This window comes from Mycobacterium sp. NPDC050441 (assembly GCF_040655355.1).
Taxonomy (GTDB): domain Bacteria; phylum Actinomycetota; class Actinomycetes; order Mycobacteriales; family Mycobacteriaceae; genus Mycobacterium.
The window spans coordinates 99,042-123,552 of the sequence record NZ_JBFAJS010000008.1 but is presented as its reverse complement, the minus strand read 5'-3'; the positions used below and the strand labels follow the sequence as shown (position 1 = coordinate 123,552).

Annotated in this window: 25 protein-coding genes; 20 read left to right on the top strand and 5 right to left on the bottom strand. The window is 66.7% G+C overall.

The annotated features are described in order from the left end of the window. Positions 1-30: 30 nt before the first annotated feature. Complete coding sequence (locus tag AB0I14_RS23790; RefSeq protein WP_358026751.1) at positions 31-774, bottom strand: hemolysin III family protein; 744 nt, start codon at positions 772-774, stop codon at positions 31-33. Between the two features lie 57 nt (positions 775-831). Here AB0I14_RS23790 and AB0I14_RS23785 point away from each other — a divergent pair, with 57 nt between their 5' ends. From AB0I14_RS23785 to AB0I14_RS23765, 5 genes are all read left to right on the top strand, one after another. Continuing rightward, positions 832-1,623 carry a (2Z,6E)-farnesyl diphosphate synthase gene (locus AB0I14_RS23785; protein ID WP_358026748.1) on the top strand — a complete coding sequence of 264 codons (792 nt, stop codon included), beginning with the start codon at positions 832-834 and terminating at the stop codon, positions 1,621-1,623. A gap of 20 nt (positions 1,624-1,643) precedes the next feature. Further along, positions 1,644-3,017 carry a hypothetical protein gene (locus AB0I14_RS23780; RefSeq protein WP_358026745.1) on the top strand — a complete coding sequence of 458 codons (1,374 nt, stop codon included), beginning with the start codon at positions 1,644-1,646 and terminating at the stop codon, positions 3,015-3,017. 133 nt (positions 3,018-3,150) lie between these two features. Then, positions 3,151-3,576, top strand: a complete 426-nt coding sequence (locus AB0I14_RS23775; RefSeq protein WP_358026743.1) for a hypothetical protein — start codon at positions 3,151-3,153, stop codon at positions 3,574-3,576. 120 nt (positions 3,577-3,696) lie between these two features. Next, complete coding sequence (locus tag AB0I14_RS23770; RefSeq protein ID WP_358026740.1) at positions 3,697-4,110, top strand: hypothetical protein; 414 nt, start codon at positions 3,697-3,699, stop codon at positions 4,108-4,110. A 213-nt stretch (positions 4,111-4,323) separates the two neighbouring features. Then, positions 4,324-5,784, top strand: a complete 1,461-nt coding sequence (locus tag AB0I14_RS23765) for a potassium transporter (RefSeq protein WP_358026738.1) — start codon at positions 4,324-4,326, stop codon at positions 5,782-5,784. On the opposite strand, the gene coaA is transcribed toward AB0I14_RS23765, so the two are convergent. Then, positions 5,781-6,719 carry a type I pantothenate kinase gene (gene coaA, locus AB0I14_RS23760; protein WP_358026736.1) on the bottom strand — a complete coding sequence of 313 codons (939 nt, stop codon included), beginning with the start codon at positions 6,717-6,719 and terminating at the stop codon, positions 5,781-5,783. The two genes, AB0I14_RS23765 and coaA, sit on opposite strands and share 4 nt — an antisense overlap. A gap of 30 nt (positions 6,720-6,749) precedes the next feature. Here coaA and AB0I14_RS23755 point away from each other — a divergent pair, with 30 nt between their 5' ends. From AB0I14_RS23755 to AB0I14_RS23695, 13 genes are all read left to right on the top strand, one after another. After that, positions 6,750-7,994, top strand: a complete 1,245-nt coding sequence (locus AB0I14_RS23755; protein ID WP_358026734.1) for a DUF885 domain-containing protein — start codon at positions 6,750-6,752, stop codon at positions 7,992-7,994. 223 nt (positions 7,995-8,217) lie between these two features. Continuing rightward, positions 8,218-8,628 (top strand): hypothetical protein, encoded by a 411-nt coding sequence (locus AB0I14_RS23750; protein WP_358026732.1) that lies wholly within the window; start codon positions 8,218-8,220, stop codon positions 8,626-8,628. A 304-nt stretch (positions 8,629-8,932) separates the two neighbouring features. Further along, positions 8,933-9,256, top strand: coding sequence for a hypothetical protein (locus tag AB0I14_RS23745; RefSeq protein ID WP_358026730.1), 324 nt, complete (start codon positions 8,933-8,935; stop codon positions 9,254-9,256). Between the two features lie 66 nt (positions 9,257-9,322). Further along, entirely contained in the window at positions 9,323-9,901 is a 579-nt protein-coding gene (locus AB0I14_RS23740) for a hypothetical protein (RefSeq protein ID WP_358026727.1), read from the top strand. Positions 9,902-9,925: 24 nt separating this feature from the next. Next, on the top strand, positions 9,926-11,389 hold the full coding sequence (locus AB0I14_RS23735; protein WP_358026725.1) for a glycine hydroxymethyltransferase: 1,464 nt from the start codon (positions 9,926-9,928) through the stop codon (positions 11,387-11,389). Positions 11,390-11,467: 78 nt separating this feature from the next. Continuing rightward, a complete protein-coding gene (locus AB0I14_RS23730; RefSeq protein ID WP_358026723.1) occupies positions 11,468-12,295 on the top strand; it encodes an acyl-ACP desaturase in 828 nt (275 codons plus the stop codon). A gap of 200 nt (positions 12,296-12,495) precedes the next feature. Beyond that, positions 12,496-13,809 (top strand): PhoH family protein, encoded by a 1,314-nt coding sequence (locus tag AB0I14_RS23725; RefSeq protein WP_358026721.1) that lies wholly within the window; start codon positions 12,496-12,498, stop codon positions 13,807-13,809. Between the two features lie 87 nt (positions 13,810-13,896). Further along, entirely contained in the window at positions 13,897-14,781 is an 885-nt protein-coding gene (locus AB0I14_RS23720; protein ID WP_358026718.1) for a polysaccharide deacetylase family protein, read from the top strand. A 77-nt stretch (positions 14,782-14,858) separates the two neighbouring features. Further along, positions 14,859-15,839: an NAD(P)H nitroreductase gene (locus AB0I14_RS23715; RefSeq protein WP_358026715.1), complete on the top strand. Its 981-nt coding sequence runs from the start codon at positions 14,859-14,861 to the stop codon at positions 15,837-15,839. A 9-nt stretch (positions 15,840-15,848) separates the two neighbouring features. Further along, entirely contained in the window at positions 15,849-16,295 is a 447-nt protein-coding gene (locus tag AB0I14_RS23710) for a universal stress protein (protein ID WP_358026713.1), read from the top strand. 10 nt (positions 16,296-16,305) lie between these two features. After that, positions 16,306-16,944 carry a two-component system response regulator DevR gene (gene devR, locus AB0I14_RS23705; RefSeq protein WP_358026710.1) on the top strand — a complete coding sequence of 213 codons (639 nt, stop codon included), beginning with the start codon at positions 16,306-16,308 and terminating at the stop codon, positions 16,942-16,944. 114 nt (positions 16,945-17,058) lie between these two features. Next, complete coding sequence (locus AB0I14_RS23700) at positions 17,059-17,535, top strand: pyridoxamine 5'-phosphate oxidase family protein (RefSeq protein WP_358027290.1); 477 nt, start codon at positions 17,059-17,061, stop codon at positions 17,533-17,535. Then, entirely contained in the window at positions 17,528-19,243 is a 1,716-nt protein-coding gene (locus AB0I14_RS23695; protein ID WP_358026707.1) for a GAF domain-containing protein, read from the top strand. Before AB0I14_RS23700 ends, AB0I14_RS23695 begins: the two co-directional genes overlap by 8 nt. Positions 19,244-19,302: 59 nt before the next feature. Here the strand turns inward: AB0I14_RS23695 and AB0I14_RS23690 are convergent, their stop codons facing one another. Beyond that, positions 19,303-20,724 (bottom strand): class II fumarate hydratase, encoded by a 1,422-nt coding sequence (locus AB0I14_RS23690; protein ID WP_358026704.1) that lies wholly within the window; start codon positions 20,722-20,724, stop codon positions 19,303-19,305. 18 nt (positions 20,725-20,742) lie between these two features. Further along, positions 20,743-21,771, bottom strand: a complete 1,029-nt coding sequence (glpX, locus tag AB0I14_RS23685; RefSeq protein WP_358026702.1) for a class II fructose-bisphosphatase — start codon at positions 21,769-21,771, stop codon at positions 20,743-20,745. A 55-nt stretch (positions 21,772-21,826) separates the two neighbouring features. Here glpX and AB0I14_RS23680 point away from each other — a divergent pair, with 55 nt between their 5' ends. Both AB0I14_RS23680 and AB0I14_RS23675 read left to right on the top strand, forming a co-directional pair. Further along, complete coding sequence (locus tag AB0I14_RS23680) at positions 21,827-22,465, top strand: DUF4245 domain-containing protein (RefSeq protein ID WP_358026700.1); 639 nt, start codon at positions 21,827-21,829, stop codon at positions 22,463-22,465. A 23-nt stretch (positions 22,466-22,488) separates the two neighbouring features. After that, entirely contained in the window at positions 22,489-23,289 is an 801-nt protein-coding gene (locus AB0I14_RS23675; protein ID WP_358026698.1) for a dienelactone hydrolase family protein, read from the top strand. On the opposite strand, the gene AB0I14_RS23670 is transcribed toward AB0I14_RS23675, so the two are convergent. Continuing rightward, positions 23,267-24,466 carry an AI-2E family transporter gene (locus AB0I14_RS23670; RefSeq protein ID WP_358026695.1) on the bottom strand — a complete coding sequence of 400 codons (1,200 nt, stop codon included), beginning with the start codon at positions 24,464-24,466 and terminating at the stop codon, positions 23,267-23,269. The genes AB0I14_RS23675 and AB0I14_RS23670 overlap by 23 nt on opposite strands. Between the last annotated feature and the right edge of the window lie 45 nt (positions 24,467-24,511).

The window sequence follows — 24,511 nt, the reverse complement described above, 5'->3', positions numbered from 1 at the left end:
TCGCGGTGCAAGGGAATCAGTGCAGAAGAATCAGAAGACGGCGAACCACATGGCGATGTAGTGACAGATCGCCGCGACCGCCGTGCAGGCGTGGAAGAACTCGTGATGGCCGAACGTGGTCGGCCACGGGTTGGGCCATTTGAGCGCGTAGAGCACGCCGCCGATGCTGTAGAGCGCGCCGCCGACGATCAACAGCACCACCGCGGCCACTCCGGCCCCGTGCATGATCGGCCCGATGAACCAGGCTGCCACCCAGCCCAGCAGGATATAGAGCGGGACGCCGAGCCAGCGTGGTGCCGACGGCCAGAACATTTTGAGCAGCACACCTGCGATCGCCCCACCCCAGACGATCCAGAACAGCACCATGCCTTTGGATTCGGGCAGGGCCAGCAATGCGAACGGGGTGTAGCTGCCGGCGATGAATATGAAGATCATCGAGTGATCGAGGCGCTTCATCCACTTGCGGGCGTTCGGAGACTTCCACGTCACCCGGTGGTACGTGCCGCTCACGGCGAACATCGCCACGATCGTGAACGTGTAGAGCAGCGTGGCCAGGCCCGCGCGGGTGGACTCCAGCGACCACGACACCGACACCAGGGCGGCGCCGGCGATGAACGCGATCACCGCCGAGTACACGTGGATCCAGCCACGCGCGCGAGGCCTACCGAGGAATTGGGCGACGCCTTCGGCGACCGCTTCGGGCAGATCTTCTGCGGGCCGGCTCAGCGCGGCCGCTGAGCGATAGGGCTTGGTGCTACCGGTCGGCGCGGTCATGTCACCTCCATTGAGAATTCATGGTGTACCCCGAGGCTCACAGTAGTCTGGACTCTCGTGGACATCATTCCCCCGCGGCTCAAGGAACCGGCCTACCGGATCTACGAGATGCGGTTGCGTCAGGAACTGACGCGGTCCAAAGCCGAACTGCCTCGGCATATCGCGGTGCTGTGTGACGGAAATCGCCGGTGGGCACGTGACGCAGGTTACGACGATGTCAGCATCGGCTACCGGATGGGCGCGGCCAAGATCGCCGAGATGCTGCGTTGGTGCCAAGCCGCAGGCATCGAGATGACGACGGTCTATCTGCTCTCGACCGAGAACCTGCAACGCGATCCCGAAGAGCTGTCCGCACTGCTCGAGATCATCACCGACGTGGTCGAGGAGATCTGCGCCCCGTCGAACACCTGGACTGTGCGCACCGTCGGTGACCTGGAGTTGTTGGGGGAGGAGCCGGCCCGGCGGCTGCGGGAGGCCGTCGAATCGACCAACGGCCGGGGCGGGAAGTTCCATGTGAATGTGGCGGTCGCCTATGGCGGACGTCAGGAGATCGTCGACGCCGTGCGCTCGCTGTTGTCGAAGGAACTGGCCAACGGCGCGACGGCCGAACAACTCGTCGAAGCTGTCACCGTCGAGGGGATCTCGGAGAACCTCTACACCTCAGGCCAACCCGACCCGGACCTCGTCATCCGCACCTCGGGTGAGCAACGCCTGTCCGGATTCCTGTTGTGGCAGAGCGCATATTCGGAGATGTGGTTCACCGAGGCGTACTGGCCCGCCTTCCGCCGCGTCGACTTCCTGCGCGCACTGCGCGATTACACGGCCCGGCATCGTCGCTACGGGAAGTAGGCGCGTGCCAAACTGATGCTATGGCTGCGCTGTCGGCAGTGGTCTTCGCACTCAGCTGGTGGCTGGGTCTCTACCTGCTCGCCCGCGACCCGCGTAAGCCCGTCCTGGCCCTCGCGGCACTCGGGCTGACCAGCTTCGCGGTCGTGGTCGCGCTCGACGCCGTTCGACTGGTCACCGGCTCAGAGATGCTCAGCCGCATCGAGATCTACCTGGTGGCCCTCCCAGGCATCGCCTGGTTCGCGGTGATGGTCGAACTCGCCCGGCCGGCCGACACCTTCCGGTCCCGCGTGGGTGAGATCGCGGCGATCTTCGCGGTGGCGGTCCTGGCCTTCGCCGGGGCGGCGCTGGCGGGAAGCGTCGACGGACCGTTGCGGACCGGGCACTGGGTGATGTTCGCAGTGATCTCGCTGTCCTCACTGGGCGCAATGGTCAAGGCGGTGCTCGGCGGCGCGAAACCGGGATCCGTGGTGGGCTTCATCATCGTCGCGACGCTGTTCTTCGCACTGGGCAACGCGATCCTGGTGATCCCGCTCGGGCTGGTGCCCAGCTGGCTGGCCCTGGCCTCCACCGGATTCGACGTCGCGCTGCTCGGTGTGGCGGTCGCGATCTGGGATGCCTTCGACGAAGGGCAGGCGCTACGGGCGGACATGCGCCGTTCGATCATCGGGACTTTGGTGATCGCGGTTCCGTTCGCCGCCCAGGCCCTGATCGGCATGGCCGTGCTCGATGCCGGGGCCGGCCGCACCGTCATGACGATCCTGCTGTTCACCAGCCTGGCCGTCGCGGTCGCGGTGGAAGTGCTGGCCGATCCGCTGGCCGGCCTGTTCGACCGGCTGGCGTTCTTCCGGTCTCCGGACCTGCGTGCCGATCGCGAAGTGTTGCGCCAGACCGAGGCCGCCCTGCCGCTGCGATCGGGTCACCCGTTGGGCGGTATCGATGACGACGCCTTCACCCGGCTCACCCGGCGCGCCCTCGGCCACTACGGCGACCTGTCCAAGCTGGTCGCCAGTCCGCTGACCTCGTTGCCCGCCATCGACGCCCGGCTCGCCCAGCGCGGCGTGCCCGATCAGCCACTGGAACGCGCGAACGAACTCAAGGCGTTACTGGCCGACCGCATTGCCGCGCTCAAGCCCCGCGACAGCGGCGACTTCGGCACCACCGAGCAGTGGCGCCACTACAACTCGCTGTACTTCCCGTACGTCGTCGGGGTCCGCGCCTACGCGCAGAACGCCACCGCCGCAGGGCTCGACCCGGTGGCGCGGCAGGCCTGGCAGTGGTTCGTCACCGAGGTGCCGCAGCGGTCACTGCACAACTGGCAGAACGCCGCGGCGCGCGTGATCGCCGCAGACCTGCGCGGTGATCTGGCGCCGGCAGTCGGCTCCGCCGGCCGATAGGGAGTTCACTCCAGAAACCGCGCTGACCTGGGCTTGGCAGCGCTTGGCAGTGTTTGGCGTCGATCTGGCAGCGCCCGCTGGGCAGGGTCGGAGCTGTCCCACCAATCGACACCCTCGTCCCGAGGAGCCCGACATGACCGCCACCCTGCACCAACCATTGGCCGACTCCACCACCGGCGCGGCCTCGGAAGATTCCCTGCTGCGATTCGCCTTGCGCGCTGATGCCACCGTGTGCGCCGGCGTCGGCCTGCTGGTGTCCATGGTCGCCGATCAGCTGGCCCGCATCGCGGGTCTGTCGCCCACCGCCGGGTGGGTCGTCGGCGCCGCCCTCGTCGCCTACGGCGCCCTGCTGTACGGACTGGCCGCGGTGTCGCGGGTCCGGCGCGTGGGCATCGGCGTCCTCGCCGGCAACGTGGCTTTCGCGATCACCGCGGTCGTCGCGATCGTGACCGGCTGGTTGGCGTTGACCGGGACCGGAACCGAGTTGGTACTCGGATTCGTCAGTGCCACCGCAGTACTGGCCTGGCTGCAATACCGCGGAGTGCGCCGTCTGGCGTGACTCCGTCGGCGAGCCGGTGCGGGGTGCCGCCGGAAGAGGTTACGGCGCGTATCCCCGCACCGTGCTCCACCGCTCGAAGTGAATGCACGACAAGGAAATCATCACCAGAGAAGGAGAATCATGTCCGCCATCACCTCCGCCGGATACGCAGGCACCACGAAGGGAACCGACTCGCTGCTGCGCCTGGCCATGCGGCTGGACGCAGTCCTCGTCGGCATCAGCGGGATCGCATTGCTGGCCGCAGCCGGGTGGTTCGCCGATCTCACCGGGCTACCGAAATCCGTCGAATACGGCGTCGGCGTCTTCTCGGTCGTCTACGGCATCGCAGTGTTCGCTCTCGCCGGCATCGAGCGGGTGCGTCCCGCCGGCATCGGCACCGTGATCGCCAACGCGGCGTGCACGGTGATCGCCCTGATCGCCGTCTTCACGATGGCACTCACCACCGCGGGCGTGGTGTTCGTCATCGGCGCCGGCATCTACACGCTGGCGATGGCCGAGCTGCAGTACGTCGGGGTCCGGCGGATCCCGGCCTGATCTTTCGCCGGCGCAGCGCCCAGAGCCCAGGCTCTGGGCGCTGTGGGTGACTTTCGCGATTCCCGACGGGCAACGGTTCGTCGGCAACGACTGGGGTGGCCGGGAACGCGGCTGAGCGATCCGGCTGTCGAAACTCGGGTACCGCACTACTCATGGCGCGGCGACCTGTCGGACGCACACTGAGCTCACGCGGCGATACCCGGGAGAATTGCGATGCCTACAGAAGATTGCGACGTTTGCATTGTCGGTGCCGGCCTGTGCGGCATGAACGCGTTGTTCGTGGCCGGCACATACCTCAGACCCGATCAGAAGATCATCCTGATCGAGCGTCGTCCTCGGGTCGGTGGCATGTGGGTGGACACATATCCGTATGTGCGGCTACACCAGCCCCACCCCATGTTCACCGCCGGCAACATCAAGTGGACCCTCGGGCGTGAACCTTCCTATCTGGCCACCAAACCCGAGGTGCTCGACCATTTCAGCTACTGCCTGCAGCAGATCAAACAACGGGTGCGGGTCGAGGAACGCTACGGCTGGGACTTCCAGTCCGCGGATGCGAACGGTGGTGCCGTGCAAATCATCTGCCGCGACGGGGGCGGGCAACCGCACACCATCCGGGCCGGCCGATTGATCAAGGCTTACGGGGTGCGGGTGACGCCCAACGACGCACTGGAGCTGTCCAGCGACCGGGTGCGGTCAGTGTCCCCGGATTCGTGTGATGTCCGCTCCGGGGAGATACACGACAGTGACACCCCGGTGTGGGTGATCGGCAGCGGCAAGACCGCGATGGATACCGCGCACGCGCTGATCACGTCGAGTCCGGCGCGCGAGGTGAACCTGGTGGCGGGCTCGGGCACCTTCTTCTCCAGCCGCGATCGGTTCTTCCCCACCGGTGCCCGGCGTTGGTCGGGCGGGGTCTCGCTGACCAAGATGTCCATCGACATGACCCGGCTCTTCGATGGCACCAACGAGGACGAAGTTGCGCGATGGTACCGGTCGTCCTACGGCACCTCGCCGACACCGCGGGCCACCCATTTCATGGCCGGCGTCCTGTCGGAGGCGGAGAACGCCGACATTGTCGCGGGCCTGAACGATGTGGTGATGGACCACCTGGTCGACGTCGTGGACAGCAACGGTTCCGCCGATCTGCTGTTGCGTAGCGGGGCCAGGAAATCCGTCTCGCCGGGCAGCTGGATCGTGAACTGTACCGGGTACCTCATCAAGGGTGAGCATCCCTATGAGCCGTATCTGTCCGGCGACGGCTCCATCTTGTCGATTCAAATGCGTTCCGCCACTATGCATCTGACGTCATTCGCAGCCTATTTCGCGACACACCTGATGTTCCTGGGCAAGTTGAACACGGTGCCGCTCTACGAACTCGACCTACAGGACTTGGCGCAGAAGTCCAAAAAGGCGATGCTGTATGCGATGTTCACCCTGGCGCAATACAACCTGAGCCTCATCTCGGATGCGGTGCCGGTCAAGGTGTTCCGTGACTGCGGCCTGGACTTCAACCGCTGGTATCCGATGCCGCGCCAGCTGTCGGCCACCGCCCGGTTCATGGCGACCCATCACCGAGACCGCGAGCACCTGCGTCGCACCCTGGACACCGTGCGGGAGCGCTTCGACGTGCGTTGCGGTCCGCTGGTCACAGCGCCGGCCGGGGCGGGCTAGAGCTTCCGCAGTCGCAGCCGGTTGATCGAATGGTCGGAGTCCTTGCGCAGCACCAGGGTGGCGCGCGGCCGGGTCGGCAGGATGTTCTCGATCAGGTTCGGCCGGTTGATCGAATGCCAGATGTCACGGGCCGCGAACACGGCCTGCTCGTCGGTCAGGGTCGAGTAGTGATGGAAGTGCGACGCCGGATCGGCGAATGCCGTCGAGCGCATCGTCAGGAACCGCGAGATGTACCACTGTTCGATGTCCTCGATACGTGCGTCGACGTACACCGAGAAGTCGAACAGGTCCGAGACCATCAGTGCCGGCCCGGTCTGCAGGACGTTGAGGCCCTCCAGGATCAGGATGTCCGGATGCCGCACCACCTGCATCTCGCCCGGCACGATGTCGTAGAGCAGGTGTGAGTACACCGGCGCACAGACCTCGTCAGCGCCGGATTTCACCGCGGTGACGAATCGCATCAAGCCGCGCCGGTCGTAGCTTTCCGGGAAACCCTTGCGGTGCATGAGGTTCCGGCGGTTGAGTTCCTTGTTGGGGTAGAGGAACCCGTCGGTGGTCACCAGATCCACCCGGGGATGGTGCCCCCAGCGGGCCAGCAGGGCCTGCAGAACACGGGCGGTGGTCGATTTCCCGACTGCCACGCTGCCCGCGACGCCGATGACGAACGGCACCGGCCGGTCCGGATTCTGCTGCGGCTCACCGAGGAACTCCGAAGTTACGGCGAACAAACGCTGCCGGGCGGCCACCTGAAGGTGGATCAACCGGGCCAGGGGCAGATAGACCTCTTCCACCTCGAGGATGTCGAGTTTCTCGCCCATACCCCGCAGGCGCAGCAGTTCATCCTCGGTGAGTTTCAGCGGTGTCGACATGCGCAGTGCACGCCATTGACTTCGGTCGAACTCCACATAGGGGCTCGGCTCGCTCGGCCGCGGCATCCGATCAGTCTTACATCTACGGTTGAGGGCATGGCTAACGGGATCGAGAAAAAGACGGGCTCCGGAACCGGCGCAGTGACCGACTCGGCCACTCTCATTCGCGAATACCTGCTCCTCGGCCTGCGCTTCGACCGCGTCGAGGACGGTTACGTCGACTCCTTCACCGGTGACCCGCAGCTACGCCGTGCGGTCGAGAACGAGCCCGCGCCCGACCCGGCCGAGCTGGCCCGTCAGGCCGACCGGTTACTGGCCCAGATCCCAGACGACCTGGACCGCGACCGCGCCGAATACATTGCCGCGCATCTGAGGGCGCTCAACTGCGCGGGCCGCAAGTTCGCCGGTGAGCAGGTCGGATTCGTCGACGAGGTGCAGGCCTATTTCGATGTCCGGATCAGCAAGGGCGATCCGGAGAAATACCGGCAGGCCCACGCCAAACTCGACGACGCACTCGGTGGCACCGGCCCACTGACCGAGCGCATTCAGGCGCACCGCACCGGAGACGAGATCCCGCCGGCCCGGCTGGAGGAGTCCATCCACGCGTTCTCCTCGGCACTGCGCGACAAGGTGCGCGCCGCCTACCCGCTGCCGGAGACCGAGACCATCACCTATGAAGTCGTCACCGACAAACCATGGTCGGGGTTCAACTACTACCTGGGTGACTACAAGTCCACCGTCGCGGTCAACGCCGACCTCAAACAACAGATGGCCAACCTGCCCCGGCTGGTGGCCCACGAGTCCTACCCCGGTCATCACACCGAGCACTGCCGCAAGGAGGCCGGCCTGGTGGCGCGAGATGGCGAACTCGAACAGACGATCTTCCTCGTCAACACCCCGCAATGCCTGATGGCGGAGGGCCTGGCCGACCTGGCGTTGCATGCCATCGTCGGGCCGGGTTGGGGCACGTGGGCGGCCGACATCTATGCCGACCTGGGACTTCGGTTCGACGGGGAGCGTGCCGAGGTGATCTCGGAGGCGGTGGCCGGGCTGGCCGACGTGCGCCAGGACGCCGCGCTGATGCTGCACGACGAGCATCGCGACGTCGACGAGGTGGTTGAGTTCCTCAAGCGGTGGCTTCTGGTCGACGACGATCGGGCCAGGCAGATGTTGCGGTTCCTGTCCTCGCCGTTGTGGCGTGCCTATACGAGCACCTATATCGAGGGGTACCGGTTGCTGCGGGGGTGGCTGGACGACCGACCCGATGGCGTCACGTTGACCCAGCGCTTCGGTCGGCTGCTCGACGAGCCGCTGATCCCGTCCACGCTGCGAGGTTCCTGAGCCGGCCGAAAGACCGGCGCTTCCGAGCCGGGCGGCAGATTTCACAACCCGATTTCGACGTCGCTGGGAAGGCGCGCGATTTGTTTTCCCGTTGGCCATCGAACGGGTGCCTCACCTGCGGTATGACCTCTGTCTCAAGTGCTTGATTAGCCTAGTTACTGGTCGGTAACATTGTCGCTGTAAGGCCCGGTGAACGGAGCCGGGTCAGGCAAAGGAAATGACCATGGCAGCGACAAGGGAAAGACTCGACAACATCAAACGCATGGCCGGCGTAGTCGTGGCCGCGGGTGCGATGGCGCTCGCCGGAATCCTCGGCTCTGGCGCGGTGGCCAATGCCGGACCCGTCACGAAGGTCGGCAGCGATCCGGTGGCGCCGGTCAATCCCGGGGGCAACAAAGCGCCCTTCACCAAGGTCGGCAGCGATCCGGTGACATCCGTCATCTCTGGCATCGCTGACGCCGCCACCTCTGGCGCCTCTGGCGTCGAGGTTCCCCCCATCGTCAGCCCGTGGCCCGGCGGTGCGTGGGCCGGCCACGACTGGAGCAAGGGATACCCCGGCGGCGGTCTCGCCAACGGCAAGGGCGGCGGCGCTGCCATCCACGGCAAGGCCGGCGGCGCGTGGAACCACCGCTGACAAACGCGAAACCAGGCGGACCAATGGGTCCGCCTGGTTTTTTGTGAGGTGCCAGTCATCGGCGGCATGGTCCGGGCTTTGCTGAACGCGGCCTCTGGCGTTTCGTGTCCGCGCCCGCTGGGCCGATCGCACCTGCGATGGTCCCTTCCTGGAAAGCGCTCTTGAAAAGACAAGTACTGACCTTGATCGACTGCTGCGACGGGCCACGTCTCCCGTCGCCCGATAGCTTGATCGGACTCGCGGGCCGAGCGTAAAATATTTGCTGAGCATCGTGTGACATACCGGGCTGCAGCAAGGGGTCGACATGACTACAGCGAGCACGAAATCGAACCGGGTCAAGCGCATGGCCGGTGTGGTCGTGGCGGCGGGCTCGATGGGGCTGGCCGGGCTCGTCGGACCCGCGATGGTGGCCAATGCCGATCCCGTCGTGGTCTTGAACGGCGAGACGGTGGCCCCGCCGAAGCCTCCTCCCCTCGTGAGCCCGTGGCCCGGCGGGGCGTGGGCAGGCTGGGACTGGAGCAAGGGGTGGCCTGGTGGCGCCTGGGCCGGGCACGACTGGAGCAAGGGTTGGCCGGGCGGCGGTTTTGCCAACGGCAAGGCCGGCGGCGCATGGAACCACACCAAGTGATCTGACCGCCAACGCTTCCCCGATGAGCTGCTCATTCCGTCGACATTGCGGGCTTAGGCTCGGAGGGTGTCTGAGCTTCGGCCGTATATCCCCGCGTTGGCCATGCCGCTCAACATGCTCTTGTTGATCTGGATGGTGATCGGTCGGGGACTGTTTGCACAGCTCGGGTGGATGGTCGTGTTCGGCGTCCTCGCCGCACCGTGGCTGGCACTTTGCCTGGTGGCGACGAGCAGGATGATGCGTAAGCAGCCGGGCGGGGAACTCACCTCCGGGCAGGCCTGGGCCCAGGTCATCCTGTGGGCGTCGATGTTCGTGTTCGGGCTCGCCTGTGTCGACGGCGGAGACAGCCCCGGCGCCTTCCCGTCGGTCCTGATGAAGCTGATCGGCGAGGGGCCGCGCATGGAAACCGTCAGCAACCTCCTGTGGGCCGGATCGGTGATCGTCGGGATTGCCGCCTGGTTCGTGTTGCTCACCAAGCTCACCAGGGGCCTCGCTGTCCCGCCGACGGCCCAACAGCCCTATCCGTACCCCGGTTACCCGCCGGCCCAACAGCCCTATCCGTACCCCGGTTACCCGCCGGCCCAACAGCCCTATCCGTACCCCGGTTACCCGCCGGGCCAACCCGGCCCGGGACCGTCGACCTGACCCGCTCCGACTAGGCTGAATGCCATGGCAGCAGACCCGTCCTCCACCTTGCCCGCGGCTTCCGGCGCTGATTACGCCGACACCACAAGTGCCGCCTACCAGGCTGCGTTGCAGGTCATCGAATCCGTCGAGCCACGAATCGCGGCAGCCACCCGCAAAGAGCTTGCCGATCAACGTGATTCGCTCAAGCTGATCGCCAGTGAGAATTACGCCTCCCCGGCCGTGCTGCTCACCATGGGCACCTGGTTCTCCGACAAGTACGCCGAGGGCACCGTGGGGCACCGCTTCTACGCGGGCTGCCAGAACGTGGACACCGTCGAGGCCCTGGCCGCCGAGCACGCCCGCGAACTGTTCGGCGCTCCCTACGCCTACGTCCAGCCGCACTCCGGCATCGACGCCAATCTCGTTGCGTTCTGGGCGATTCTGGTCACCAAGGTCGAAGCGCCCGAGCTGGCCAACCTCGGCGCCAAGCATGTCAACGACCTCTCCGAGGCGGACTGGGAGACCCTGCGCAACAAGTTGGGCAACCAGCGTCTGCTCGGCATGTCCCTGGACGCCGGCGGGCACCTGACGCACGGCTTCCGGCCCAATATCTCCGGCAAGATGTTCCACCAGCACAGCTACGGGACCAACCCGGAGACCGGATTCCTGGACTACGACGCGGTCGCCGCCGCGGCCCGCGAATTCAAGCCGCTGATCCTGGTCGCCGGCTACTCGGCCTACCCGCGCCGGGTGAACTTCGCCAAGATGCGTGAGATCGCCGACGAGGTCGGCGCCACCCTGATGGTCGATATGGCGCACTTCGCCGGCCTGGTGGCGGGCAAGGTGTTCACCGGCGACGAGGATCCGGTGCCGCATGCCCACGTCACCACCACCACGACGCACAAGTCGCTGCGCGGTCCGCGCGGCGGCATGGTGCTGGCCACCGAGGAATTCGCCCCGGCCGTGGACAAGGGCTGCCCGATGGTGCTCGGCGGGCCGCTGAGCCACGTCATGGCCGCCAAGGCCGTCGCGCTGGCCGAGGCCCGTCAGCCCGCATTCCAGACCTACGCTCAGGCGGTCGCCGACAATGCCCAGGCACTGGCCGACGGCTTCGTCAAGCGCGACGCGGGCCTGGTCACCGGCGGCACCGACAACCACATCGTGCTGCTCGACGTGCGTTCGTTCGGGCTGACCGGCCGCCAGGCCGAGTCCGCCCTGCTGGATGCGGGCGTCGTCACCAACCGCAACTCGGTGCCCGCGGATCCGAACGGCGCCTGGTACACCAGCGGTGTCCGGCTGGGTACGCCCGCGCTCACGAGCCGCGGATTCGGCGCCGACGACTTCGACCGGGTGGCCGAGTTGATCGTCGACGTGCTGTCGAACACGCAGCCCGAGGGAACATCCAAGGCCAAGTACAAGCTCGCCGACGGCACCGCCGAGCGCGTGCACGCGGCCTCGGCCGAGCTGCTCGACGCCAACCCGCTGTACCCGGGCCTCACCCTCTGAGCCGGGCTGAGCTCGGGCCGCTCTACATCACAGTGGCCTGAGTTTTAGAAACCTGTGAACCCGGGTTACAGTTACCTCATGGCACAGAAACCTGTAGCTAATGCGCTGACTCTGGAGCTTGAGCCCGTTGTCGAGGCCGAGCTGCGTCGCCACCTGGATACCGAGGATCTCTGGTACGCGCACGATTACGTGCCGTTCGACCAGGGCGAGAACTTCGCCTTCCTCGGTGGCCAGGACTGGGATCCCTCTCAGGTGACGCTGCCCAAGAACGTCACCGACGCCCTCGAGATCCTGCTGATCACCAAGGACAATCTGTCCGGGTATCACCGCGAGCTCGTCGAGCATTTCATCCTCGAGGACAAGTGGGGCCGGTTCCTGGGCCGCTGGACCGCCGAGGAGCACCTGCACGCCGTCGCGCTGCGCAACTACCTCGTCGTCACCCGTGAGATCGACCCGACGGCCAACGAGGACGTCCGCGTCGAGCACGTGATGAAGGGCTACCGCGCCGACAGCTACAGCCAGATCGAGACGCTGGTGTTCATGGCGTTCTTCGAGCGCGCCCACGCGGTGTTCACCCGCAACCTGCGGGCCCAGATCACCGAGCCGGTACTGGGCTCGATGGTCGACCGCATCGTCGTCGACGAGGAGCGCCACGAGCTGTTCTTCGCCAACCTCGTGTCGCACCTGCTCGGCACCCACCGCGCCGAGACCGTGGCGGCCATCGCTGCCCGGGCGAAAGAGTTCGATGTGATCGGCGCGGACATCGATGCCTACCAGGACAAGGTCGCGCTGGTGGCCGAGGCCGGCATCTTCGACAAGGCCGCGGTGGCGAAGGTCATCTCCGACCGGATCACCGCCTGGGGCCTGGCCGATGAAGCCGCGCTCCAGGAGTTCATCAACACGTAACGCGCCGGGCATCGTTCCCGCGGCGCGCCAGCCAGCAACCTCGCCGACGCGGGAGTAGCGTCGAATCCGATGGCTAGCGACATGCTCTGCTGTCCGGACGGTACCGATCGGTTAGTTCACGAGAGGACCGGCTCCGGTCCTGGTGCCGCAGTGTCCACCGAGCAACTCGTGTGGGGCCGCGCGGGTTCTAGGAGCGCCACGTGACTGATAAGGCTGTCCGTACCTACGTGCTCGACACCTCCGTGTTGCTGTCCGATCCTTGGGCATGCAGCCGGTTCGCCGAGCATGAAGTGGTGGTCCCGCTGGTCGTGATCAGCGAGCTCGAGGCCAAACGGCATCACCACGAGCTGGGCTGGTTCGCCCGGCAGGCGTTGCGGATGTTCGATGATCTGCGGCTTGAGCATGGACGGCTGGATCAGCCGATTCCTGTTGGGGCAGAAGGCGGAACACTGCAGGTCGAGTTGAATCACATCGACCCCTCGGTGCTGCCCACAGGTTTTCGCACTGAAACCAACGACACCCGGATCCTGGCATGTGCAGCCAACCTCGCCGCCGAGGGCAAGCGAGTTACGTTGGTGAGCAAGGATATTCCGCTGCGGGTCAAAGCCGGTGCGGTCGGCCTGGCGGCCGATGAATACCACGCACAGGATGTCGTGGTGTCCGGCTGGACGGGCATGGCCGAGTTGGACGTGGCGGCCGAGGAGATCGACACGCTGTTTGCCGACGGCGAGATCGATGTCGAAGCTGCTCGGGATCTGCCCTGCCACACCGGAATTCGGATGCTGGGCGGTAGCTCGTCGGCGCTCGGGCGAGTCAACGCCGAGAAGCGGGTGCAGTTGGTGCGTGGTGATCGCGAAGTGTTCGGCCTCCGGGGAAGGTCAGCCGAACAGCGCGTCGCCCTCGATCTGCTGCTCGACGAATCCGTCGGCATCGTCTCGCTGGGCGGCAAGGCAGGCACCGGCAAATCCGCGCTGGCCCTGTGCGCGGGCCTGGAAGCCGTGCTGGAACGCCGAACCCAGCGCAAGGTCGTGGTGTTCCGTCCGCTCTATGCCGTCGGTGGACAGGATCTCGGCTACCTGCCCGGCAGTGAGAGCGAGAAGATGGGGCCCTGGGCACAGGCTGTCTTCGACACCCTCGAAGGGCTGGCCAGCCCGGCGGTACTCGAAGAGGTGCTGTCCCGCGGAATGCTGGAAGTGCTTCCGCTGACCCACATTCGGGGCCGTTCGCTGCACGACTCGTTCGTCATCGTCGACGAGGCGCAGTCACTGGAGCGCAATGTGCTGCTGACCGTGCTGTCGCGGCTGGGTGCGGGCTCGCGGGTGGTGCTGACCCACGATGTGGCCCAGCGGGACAACCTGCGGGTGGGCCGCCATGACGGCGTCGCGGCGGTGATCGAGAAGCTCAAGGGGCATCCGCTGTTCGCCCACATCACGTTGCAGCGCAGCGAACGCTCGCCGATCGCCGCGCTGGTCACCGAGATGCTGGAGGAGTTCAGCCCCGGCGCCCTGCCCTGAGTGCCCTGAGCCGGAGTGATTTGGGTGCGTTTACCGGCGCTCACCGCCGGTAAACGCACCCAAATCGCCAGCCGGTAGGCTGCCGGGGTGGTGAGGCTCCCCAACAGTCAAGCGTGGCGGTGGACCGTAGTCGGCGTGGCCGCCGCCATCGTGGTCCTGGTGGTCGGGGTATTCACCGGGCACATCCGTCGTGACGATCCCGACGATGTGGACTGTGCGACGGAGAGATGCATCGCGCTGACCTTCGACGACGGGCCCGGCCCCTACACCGACAGGCTGCTGAAGATCCTCGAGGACAACGACGCCAAGGCGACGTTCTTCGAGATCGGCAACAAGGTCGCCGCCAACCCCGAGGGTGCCAAGCGGGTGGTCGACGCCGGGATGGAACTTGGCAGCCACACCTGGGAACACCCCAACATGACGACCATCCCGCCCGAGGAGATCCCGGCGCAGTTCAGCAGGGCCAGTGACGCCATCGAGGCCGCGACGGGCCAGCGGCCGAAGCTGCTCCGCACGGCGGGCGGGTTGGTCAACGACCAGGTGCTCGCCGAGGCCCGCAAGCAGGGGTTGGCCGATATCAACTGGGACGTCATCCCGTTCGACTGGGCCAACGACGCCAACATCGCCGCGACCCGCTACATGCTGATGACGCAGATACGGCCCAACAATGTCGTACTTTTTCATGACACCTACTCGTCCACCGTGGATCTGGTGGAGCAGTTCATCCCGGTCCTCAAGGCCAATGGCTACCACCTGGTGACCGTCAGCCACATGCTCGGTCAGCGTGAGCCGGGCACCAGTTACGGCAGTCGGGAGAACGGCCCGCCCGTGCCGCCGGCAGAGGCGCTCAAGGACATCCCGCCGGAGCAGATCCCCTCCCTGCCTGCGACACCGTCGCCCGCGCCGATGCCGAACTTCCCGATCACCGACATCCCCGGAGCGAATTCGGGTGGCCCCAACAACGGCGCCTGACAACTGAGACACACATCGCGTCGAGTTGAGGACCAAAGACCCTAACCGACGGGCCCGGGCACGACGAGGCTTGAAGCATGCCCGAGACGATGTTCGATTCTGCGACCCTCACCAGTGCGGTGCAGTTGGCATCACGTGCACCTTCGCTGCACAACACCCAACCGTGGCGGCTGGTGGTCGACGGCAGCGGAGTGCACCTGCACCTGGACCCCCATCGCGTGGTGACCGCGACCGATCGGTCGTCGCGCGAGGCGATCATCAGCTGCGGAGTGCTGCTGGACCATCTGCGGGTCGCGATGGCCGCGGCCGGGTGGGCCACCAGCGTCGACCGCTTCCCGAATCCGAATGACCTCGATCATCTGGCGACGCTGCAGTTCTCGCCGATGGACTTCGTCACCGATGCGCACCGCCGGCGGGCCGACGCGATTCTGGCCCGGCGTACCGACCGGTTGCCGATGGAAGGCTACGCGGACTGGGATTCCTTCGAGGCAGTGCTGCGGGCGCGGTTGCCCGACGGCCCGGTGCACCTGGATGTGCTGGCCGAGGACATGCGCGCCGACGTGGCCGAGGCCGCGGCGCTGACCGAGACACTGCGTCTGTACGATTCCGCCTACCATTCCGAACTTGCCTGGTGGACAACACCGTTCGCGACCGAGGACGGCATTCCGCAGAGTGCCCTGGTCTCGGCCGCGGAAAGTGAGCGGGTCGCGGTGGCGCGGACCTTCCCGGTCACCGCGCACAGCGATCGACGCCCCGCCGTCCGCGACGATTCGGCGACCCTGGTGGTGCTGTCCACCGACGGATACAGCAGGGCAGATGCCCTCGAAGCGGGCGAGGCGCTCTCGGCCCTCCTGCTGGAATGCACGATGTCGGGTCTGAGCACCTGCCCGGTCAGCCACGTGACCGAGTTGCACGCCAGCCGCGACATCATCGGCTCCCTGATCGGCCGTGATGCCTGCCCGCAGTTGTTGGTCCGGATCGGCATCGCCCCGACGCTCACCGACGCACCACCGCCGACGCCGCGCCGCACCGTCGACACCTTCCTGACCTTCGAATAGGAGCTGACCATGACCGACACCCTGATCGCCCCCGCCGCCGCAGCTACTGCCGCTGGTGCGGCCGTCGTGGTCGAAGCCGACGGCCGCACCGCCAGCAACGACGCGCTGCACGCCGCGATCGAGGAGGCCCTGCGGCGCGGCGCGCCGCTGCGGGTGCTGACCACCTGGGGAGCCCGGCATCGCGAGATGTACGACGCGACCGCTGTCGCCGAGCGTGACCGGTTGTCGGCGGCGCAGCTGGAGCGCAGGCTGGCGCGTGCGCTGAAACGATCCCCGGACCTCGATGTGCAGAGCATCGACGGCTACGGCAGCGCCGCGGAATACCTGACGGCACACCCGGAGTCGGCCCAGATGCTCGTGCTCGGTGCCGATCACCCCGATTCGCCCGGGTTGCAGACCGCGTTGGCTTCCTCGGGCTGCGCGGTGCTCACTTGCGATCGGCGCCACCGGTTGTGAGACTCAGGGAATGATCAGAGTCTTTCTGGTCGATGACCATGAGGTGGTTCGCCGTGGGCTGATCGACCTGCTCGGCGCCGACCCGGAGCTGGACGTGATCGGCGAGGCCGATTCGGTGGCCCAGGCGCTGGCCCGGGTGCCGGCGCTGAAGCCCGACGTCGCGGTCCTCGACGTCCGGCTGCCAGACGGCAACGGCATCGAACTCTGCCGGGAACTGTTGTCGCGCATGCCCGATCTGCGCTGCCTGATGCTGACGTCGTTCACCTCCGACGAGGCCATGCTGGATGCCATCCTGGCCGGCGCCAGCGGCTACGTGGTCAAGGACATCAAGGGAATGGAACTCGCCCAGGCGATCAAGGACGTCGGGGCCGGGAAGTCGCTACTGGACAATCGTGCCGCGACGGCGCTGATGGCGAAACTGCGCGGCGATGCCGAGCGGTCCGACCCGTTGGCCGGGCTGACCCAGCAGGAGCGGGTGCTGCTCGATCTGCTGGGCGAGGGGCTGACCAACCGGCAGATCGCGGCCCGGATGTTCCTCGCCGAGAAGACCGTCAAGAACTACGTGTCGCGGTTGTTGGCCAAGCTGGGCATGGAACGCCGCACGCAGGCCGCGGTCTTCGCCTCCACACTGGACCGTCACCGTCAGTAGATGCCAGAGTCTTTGGTCCTCAACTGACAGGGCTTTCGCCCATGTCGCCGCGAACTCGTCGGCAATAACCTCACGGATATGAGCCATGATGTCGATACCCGTTCGGGAATCGGAATGTCAACGCGCGGTGAGCCGGTCGCGGTTCTGTCCGAGTCCGAGTGCTGGAGACTGCTGGGAAGTATGACGCTGGGCCGAATCGTCACCACCGTGGACGACGAGGCGAACATCTTTCCGGTCAACTTCGCGGTGCAGAACCGCAGCATCCTCTTCCGAACCGCGGAGGGAACGAAGCTGATCAGCGCGGCCATCAACAACCACGTGTTGTTCGAAGCCGACGATCACGACGTGGTCGACGGCTGGAGCGTGATCGTGCGAGGCGTCGCACGCACCTTGCGCACCGACGAGGAACTGGACGAAGCAGAGCGGGCGCAGTTACTCCCGTGGACGGCTACGGCGAAGCCGCACTGGGTGCGGGTGTCCCCGGTTCGCGTCACGGGTCGCAGATTCCGATTCGGTCCTGAGCCGGCCGGGGAAGATCCGGACAAGCTTGGTGCGGTACCGCCGATGATGCCAGCATGGGGACGTGACTAAGCAGGGCGCGCAACCCGACGACGAGTCGCGCAACTCGCCGTTGCGGGACACTCTCTCGCAGCTGCGGTTGCGCGAATTGCTCACCGAGGTCCAGGACCGCGTCGAGGAGATCATCACCGGGCGCGACCGCATCGACGGCCTGGTCGAGGCCATGCTCGCAGTCACCTCGGGTCTGGACCTCGAGGTCACGCTGAGCACCATCGTGCGGACCGCGATCGAACTGGTCGACGCCCGCTACGGTGCGCTGGGTGTCCGCGGCGACGATCATGAGCTGACCGAGTTCGTCTATCAGGGCATCGACGACGAAACCCGGGCCATCATCGGACATCTGCCCGAGGGCCGTGGTGTGCTCGGGGTACTGATCGACGATCCGAAACCGATCCGGCTCGACGACATCCATCAACATCCCGCTTCGGTCGGGTTTCCGGCCAACCATCCGCCGATGCGAACCTTTCTCGGTGTCCCGGTGCGAATCCGCGGCGAGGTGTTCGGCAACCTCTACCTGACCGACAAGACCAACGGGCAGCCGTTCAGCGAGGACGATGAGGTGCTGGTGGAGGCCCTGGCCGCGGCCGCGGGCGTAGCTGTGGAGAACGCCCGGCTCTACCAACTGTCCCGCGACCGTCAGGCCTGGATCACGGCCACCCGCGATATCGGCACCGAACTGCTCGGCGGTACCGATCCGGCCACGGTGTTCCGGATGGTGGCCGACGAGGCGCTCAAATTGACCGGTGCCGACCGCATCGTGGTCGCGGTGCCCGGCAGCGAGGCCCCGGCCGGTGAGGACGACCACCTCGTGGTGGCCGCCACGGCAGGCGGCCCGACCACCGTCGACTCGATTCCGGTGGGCGTGCACGCGGCGGAGGACGCGGTGGGTGCGGCGTTCCGTGACGGCACGCCGCACCGGCTGGACCGCCTCGAGCTGGACGGTTCGGGTGGCCCGGCGCTGGTGCTGCCGCTGCGTACCGTCGACACCGTCGCCGGTGTGCTGGTGGCCGTGCGTGCCGACGGCGCCCGGAGCTTCACCGCTGAACAGCTCGACATGGCCGCGGCGTTCGCCGACCAGGCCACGGTGGCCTGGCAGCTGGCCAGCTCGCAGCGCAGCGTGCGCGAGCTGGAAATCCTTGCCGACCGCGACCGGATCGCCCGGGACCTGCACGATCATGTGATCCAGCGGTTGTTCGCGGTGGGCCTGTCATTGCAGGGCACGATCCCGCGGGCAGAATCCCCCGAGGTACAGCAGCGGCTCACCGGCACCGTCGACGATCTGCAGGCGGTCATCCAGGAGATCCGGACCGCGATCTTCGATCTGCACGGCGCCCAGGCCGGCACGACGCGGCTACGGCAGCGCCTCGATGAGGTGATCGCCCAGTTCGCGGACGCGCCGATACACACCAGCACGCGGTTCGTCGGCCCGCTGTCGGTGGTCGATGCGACCCTGGCCGACCATGCCGAGGCGGTGCTGCGCGAGGCGATCAGCAACGCGGTACGACATTCTGGGGCAACTGAACTCACCGTCGTCGTGGAGGTTGCCGACGACCTGTCCATCGAAGTGGCCGACAACGGCTGCGGGATCGCCGCCGAGATCACCGAGAGTGGGCTGGGTAATCTGCGGGCCCGGGCGTTGAGTGCGGGCGGCCGGTTCACCATCACGGACCGGCCCGGTGGCGGGACCGTGTTGCGCTGGGCGGCACCGCTTCCCGATTAGTGCAATACAAAAGCGCCCCGAAACCGGGTGGTTTCGGGGCGCTTTTGGCGTTGAAGGGGTTACTCGCCGTCCTTCACCTTGGCCATGGCCAGCACATCGAGGCGCTTGTCCAGCTCGGCCTCCGACAGCTTGTCGCCGATCAGGCCGCGGTCGATCACCGTCTGGCGGATGGTCTTCTTCTCCTTGAGGGCCTGCTTGGCGACCTTGGCGGCCTCCTCGTAGCCGATCGCCGAGTTCAGCGGCGTCACGATCGACGGGGAGGACTCGGCCAGGGTGCGCAGGTGGTCTTCGTTGGCGACCAGGCCGTCAATGCACTTGGTGGCGAACAGCTTCGACACGTTGGACAGCAGGGTGAACGACTCGAGCAGGTTGCGCGCCATCATCGGGATGTACACGTTGAGTTCAAAGGCGCCCGACAGGCCACCGACCGTGACCGCGGCGTCGTTGCCGATGACCTGCGCGGCCACCTGGGTAACCGCCTCGGGCAGAACCGGATTGACCTTGCCCGGCATGATCGAGCTGCCCGGCTGGAGGTCCGGCAGCTGGATCTCGCCCAGGCCGGTCAGCGGGCCCGAACCCATCCAGCGCACGTCGTTGGCGATCTTGGTCAGCGAGGCCGCGATGGTCTTCAGTGCGCCCGATGCCTCGACCAGCCCGTCGCGGGCCGCCTGGGCCTCGAACGAGTCTGCTGCGGTACGCAATTCGGCCAGGCCGGTCTGGTTGACCAGCACCTCGACCACCTTGGGGCCGAAGCCGTCGGGGGCGTTGAGGCCGGTGCCCACGGCGGTGCCGCCGATGGCGAGCTCTCCCAGGCGGGGGAGCGTGGCCTTCACGCGTTCGATGCCGGCCTCGATCTGACGGGCGTAGCCGCCGAACTCCTGGCCCAGCGTCACCGGCACCGCGTCCATCAGGTGGGTGCGGCCGGACTTGACCACGGTCTTCCACTGCTTGGCCTTGGCGGCCAGCGACTCGTGCAGCACCTCGAGCGCCGGAATCAGGTGGCGCACAGCGGCTTCGGTGGCCGCGATGTGGGTGGCCGTCGGGAACGTGTCATTGGAGCTCTGCGACATGTTCACGTCGTCGTTGGGGTGGACGGTCACGCCGTTGCGGGCGGCGATCGAGGCGATCACCTCGTTGGCGTTCATGTTCGAGCTGGTGCCCGAGCCGGTCTGGAACACGTCGATCGGGAACTGGTCGTCGTGCAGCCCGTCGGCGATCTCGCCGGCCGCGGCGATGATGGCGTCGGCCTTCTCGGCGGCCAGCAGGCCCAGGTCCTTGTTGACCTGCGCGCAGGCCGCCTTCAGCAGGCCCAGCGCGCGGATCTGGGTGCGCTCCAGCCCGCGGAAGGAGATCGGGAAGTTCTCCACGGCACGCTGGGTCTGCGCCCGCCACATGGCGTTGACCGGCACCCGGACCTCGCCCATGGTGTCGTGCTCGATGCGGTACTCGACAGCGTTGTCGGTTTCGGCGTCGGTGCTCATGCTTGCCTTTCTAGCGAGTTAGGGGAGCGGGTAGGCGGCAGTCTTGTCGCCGGTGAAGTCGATGGCGGAGTACTCGTTGAGTTTCGTCAGCCGGTGGTAGGCCTCGATCATCCGGACGGTGCCGGACTTGGACCGCATCACGATGGACTGGGTAGTGCAGCCGCCCGGGTAGTACTGCACGCCCTTGAGCAGATCACCGTCGGTGACGCCGGTCGCGCAGAAGAAGACGTTCTCACCCGAGACCAGGTCGTCGGTCGACAGCACCTGGTCCAGGTCGTAGCCGGCGTCGATGGCCTTCTGGCGTTCGGCGTCGTCGGTGGGGGCCAGCTGCGCCTGGATCGCGCCGCCCATACAGCGGATCGCGGCCGCGGCGATGATGCCCTCTGGCGTCCCGCCGATTCCGGCCAGGATGTCGGTGCCCGAGTTGGGGCGGCAGGCCGAGATGGCGCCGGCGACATCGCCGTCGGTGATCAGCCGGATGCGGGCACCGGCGGCGCGGGCATCCTCGATCAGCTGGGAGTGGCGCGGCCGGTCCAGGATGCACACGGTCAGATCGCTCACCGAGGCACCGCGCACCTTGGCCACCCGCCGGATGTTCTCCCCGATCGGAGCGGTGATGTCGATGGCGTCGGCGCACTCGGGGCCGACGGCGATCTTGTTCATGTAGAACACCGCCGACGGGTCGAACATCGCGCCCCGCTCGGCGACGGCGAGCACCGAGATGGCGTTCGGCATGCCCTTGCTCATCAGCGTGGTGCCATCCACCGGGTCCACAGCGAAATCGCACTCCGGCCCGTCGCCGTTGCCGACCTCTTCACCGTTGAAGAGCATCGGCGCTTCGTCCTTCTCGCCCTCACCGATCACCACGACGCCGCGCATCGACACCGAGTTGACCAGCTCACGCATGGCGTCGACAGCGGCCCCGTCGCCGCCCTCTTTGTCGCCGCGGCCGACCCAGCGGCCTGCGGCCATGGCGCCGGCCTCGGTCACCCGGACGAGTTCGAGGGCAAGGTTGCGGTCCGGGGCTTCTCCCCGCGTGGGACTCATGGCCCAGATTGTCCCAGAACCGGCTGCGGGTTTGAGAGCTGGGATACTGGCGAGCATGTCCACTGAGCCGACGTCTGAGCCAACCCCGGCTCCGAGACCCGAAAAATCCCGGTTACTGCAGGACGGCCGGGACATGTTCTGGTCGATGGCGCCGCTGGTGGTGGCCTGCATCGTGCTGGCCGGGATGCTTGGTATGTGCTCGTTTCAGGCGGGTGGACCAGGGCCCGGCCCGGCCCCCGAATTCGATGCGCCGGCCGCCCTGCAGGCCGACGCCGACGCGCTGAAGATCCCCATCCGGATGCCCCAGCTGCCCGAGGGTTGGCAGCCGAACTCCGGCAGTCGCCACGGCATCGACGGTGGCCTGACGTTGCCCAACGGTCAGCACGGCCGCGCAGTGGCCTCACGCATCGGTTATCTGGCGCCTGACGGCCAGTACCTGAGCCTGACCCAGAGCAATGCCGACGAGGCCGCGCTGGTGGCCTCGATCAAGCCGGATTCGTATGCGTCGGGCACCCAGGACGTCGACGGGGTGACCTGGGTGGTCTACGACAGCAGCGACCCGGAACCGGTGTGGACGACGAAGCTGAGCGGACCGGCTCAGGTTGCGATCACCGGCGCCGGTGGTACTGATGGGTACCGTACGCTGGCGAGTGCGACGCAGAAGCAGTCGCCGCTGCCGCTCAAGAGGCCGTGACGCACTAACGGATGGAGCCCGTGTTGTCGTCGCCAGTTGCAGATCTCACCGGGTGGACCGCCACCCCGTTCACCGCCGCCGATCAGACCTACGACGTGTACCGCAAGGGCGCAGGCCCCGGGGTGGTCCTGATCCCCGAGATCCCCGGCCTGCATCCCGGTGTGCTCGCGCTGGGCAACCATCTGGTGGACAACGGCTTCACAGTGGCCGCGCCGTCGCTGTTCGGCACCCCGGGTGCGGCCGCGGTACGCCCAGGCGCCATCGGAGTCATGGTGAAAGCTTGCGTGACACGGGAGTTTTCGGCATTCGCCACCAATGCGGACCGGCCCGTCGCGCACTACCTGCGGGCCCTGGCCCGCGACCTCAACGCCAGCACCCCCGGGAAGGGTGTCGGCGTGATCGGGCAGTGCTTCACCGGCGGGTTCGCGCTCGCCGCCGCGGTGGACGACAGCGTGCTGGCCCCGGTGCTGAGCCAGCCGTCGGTGCCGGTGGCCCTGACCGCGGCGCAGAAACGCGACCCGGGCATGTCGGAGGCCGAGCTCAAGATCATCGAACAGCGTGCCGCCAACGACGGGCTGTGCGCGCTGGCCCTTCGGTTCAGCCAGGACAAATTGGCGCCGGGGGAGCGGTTCGCCACCCTCAAGGCCCGCCTCGGTGACGCGTTCGAGGTCATCGAGATCAACTCGAAGAAGGGCAACCCCGACGGTCTGTCTCCGGCGGCGCACTCGGTGCTGACCGATCAGGTCCGCGAAGTCGACGGGCATCCCGCCTATGAGGCGCGTAAGCGGGTGGTGGCGTTCCTTACGGAGCGTCTCGCTTCGTAGCGGGCTCCGACTCGGCCTCGGGTTCGGCCTCCGGTTCTGGATCAGGTTCGGTGGCCGCGGCCTTCTTGCGCCGCGGCCACAGCTTCTTGCGGGGCGCGTCGGGCTCGTCGGTCTCGAGCGCGACGCCCTTGTAGACCGCCAGGTACACGCTGACCGTGGTGACGATGATGATCATCAGTACCGGCCCGATCACCAGACCGAAGAAGCCGAACATCGAGATCCCGGCGAATACCGCGAGCAACATCAGCGCGGGGTCCAGTCGGGCTGCCTTGGGCACCAGCCACGGCCGCAGCACATTGTCGATGTTGGTGACCACCAGCAGGTGGAACGCCACCACGAAGGCACCGCCGAAGATGTTGCCGAAGAACATCATTCCGATGCCGAACGGGATGGTGACGATTCCGCCGCCGAGCGGGATCACCGACAGCGCGGTCAGCAGGATCGCGAAGACGAAGAACCCGCTGTGGAAGCCCGCGATGTAGATCGAGATAGCCCCGGCCACGCCCTGGCAGAACGCGATCACGAACTGGCCCTTGACCGTTCCCTTCACCATGGCGCCGGTCTTGGCGAGGTACAGGTCGGTGATCTCCTCGCCGAGCGGGTTCAGCCGGCGGATCAGGGTGGCCATCTCGTCCTTGTTGACCAGCATCGAGATGAACACGTACAGGAAGATGATCGACGAGGTGATCGCGCCGACCATGCCGCCGACCGCGCCCTGCAAGATGCCCAGCAGCCATTCGCCGAGGTGCTGAGAAAGCTTGACCACGGTGTCGCGCAACGAATCCGCAGTGAGGTGGATGTCCAGGAAGGGAACCCGCTGCAGCAGCGAATTGACCAGTTGCAGGGCCCGGTCACCGAGCGTGCTGACGTCGGTGTCGGCGATCCAGGTACTGACCGTGTTGACGAGCTGGGTGACCTGCACGATGGCCATGAAGACCACCAGGGACACCGGGATGATCACCATGAGGATGGCGACCAGCAGCGTCAGTGTGGCCGAGAGGCCCGTGCCGAACCGGCGCTGAAACCGCTGGTAGAGCGGGGTGAACAGGTAGGCGCCGACGGCGGCCATCACGATCAGGACGAAGAAGTTGCGCAGGAAGTACGCCCCGAGCAGTAAGGCCAGCACGGTGAAGATTGCCAGCGCCCGCTTCTGGGTGAGGGTGAACTGGTCTTTCATCCGGCCCCTTCCCGCTTTTGGGCTGACCTTATCGTCACGCGGGCA

Excerpts from the sequence above, each read along its gene's own strand:
- AB0I14_RS23790 (WP_358026751.1), bottom strand. The coding sequence starts at position 774 with ATGACCGCGCCGACCGGTAGCACCAAGCCCTATCGCTCAGCGGCCGCG.
- AB0I14_RS23780 (WP_358026745.1), top strand. The coding sequence starts at position 1,644 with ATGGCTGCGCTGTCGGCAGTGGTCTTCGCACTCAGCTGGTGGCTGGGT.
- AB0I14_RS23775 (WP_358026743.1), top strand. The coding sequence starts at position 3,151 with ATGACCGCCACCCTGCACCAACCATTGGCCGACTCCACCACCGGCGCG.
- AB0I14_RS23770 (WP_358026740.1), top strand. The coding sequence starts at position 3,697 with ATGTCCGCCATCACCTCCGCCGGATACGCAGGCACCACGAAGGGAACC.
- AB0I14_RS23765 (WP_358026738.1), top strand. The coding sequence starts at position 4,324 with ATGCCTACAGAAGATTGCGACGTTTGCATTGTCGGTGCCGGCCTGTGC.
- coaA (WP_358026736.1), bottom strand. The coding sequence starts at position 6,719 with ATGCCGCGGCCGAGCGAGCCGAGCCCCTATGTGGAGTTCGACCGAAGT.
- AB0I14_RS23755 (WP_358026734.1), top strand. The coding sequence starts at position 6,750 with ATGGCTAACGGGATCGAGAAAAAGACGGGCTCCGGAACCGGCGCAGTG.
- AB0I14_RS23750 (WP_358026732.1), top strand. The coding sequence starts at position 8,218 with ATGGCAGCGACAAGGGAAAGACTCGACAACATCAAACGCATGGCCGGC.
- AB0I14_RS23745 (WP_358026730.1), top strand. The coding sequence starts at position 8,933 with ATGACTACAGCGAGCACGAAATCGAACCGGGTCAAGCGCATGGCCGGT.
- AB0I14_RS23735 (WP_358026725.1), top strand. The coding sequence starts at position 9,926 with ATGGCAGCAGACCCGTCCTCCACCTTGCCCGCGGCTTCCGGCGCTGAT.
- AB0I14_RS23730 (WP_358026723.1), top strand. The coding sequence starts at position 11,468 with ATGGCACAGAAACCTGTAGCTAATGCGCTGACTCTGGAGCTTGAGCCC.
- AB0I14_RS23715 (WP_358026715.1), top strand. The coding sequence starts at position 14,859 with ATGCCCGAGACGATGTTCGATTCTGCGACCCTCACCAGTGCGGTGCAG.
- AB0I14_RS23710 (WP_358026713.1), top strand. The coding sequence starts at position 15,849 with ATGACCGACACCCTGATCGCCCCCGCCGCCGCAGCTACTGCCGCTGGT.
- devR (WP_358026710.1), top strand. The coding sequence starts at position 16,306 with ATGATCAGAGTCTTTCTGGTCGATGACCATGAGGTGGTTCGCCGTGGG.
- AB0I14_RS23700 (WP_358027290.1), top strand. The coding sequence starts at position 17,059 with ATGTCAACGCGCGGTGAGCCGGTCGCGGTTCTGTCCGAGTCCGAGTGC.
- AB0I14_RS23690 (WP_358026704.1), bottom strand. The coding sequence starts at position 20,724 with ATGAGCACCGACGCCGAAACCGACAACGCTGTCGAGTACCGCATCGAG.
- glpX (WP_358026702.1), bottom strand. The coding sequence starts at position 21,771 with ATGAGTCCCACGCGGGGAGAAGCCCCGGACCGCAACCTTGCCCTCGAA.
- AB0I14_RS23680 (WP_358026700.1), top strand. The coding sequence starts at position 21,827 with ATGTCCACTGAGCCGACGTCTGAGCCAACCCCGGCTCCGAGACCCGAA.
- AB0I14_RS23670 (WP_358026695.1), bottom strand. The coding sequence starts at position 24,466 with ATGAAAGACCAGTTCACCCTCACCCAGAAGCGGGCGCTGGCAATCTTC.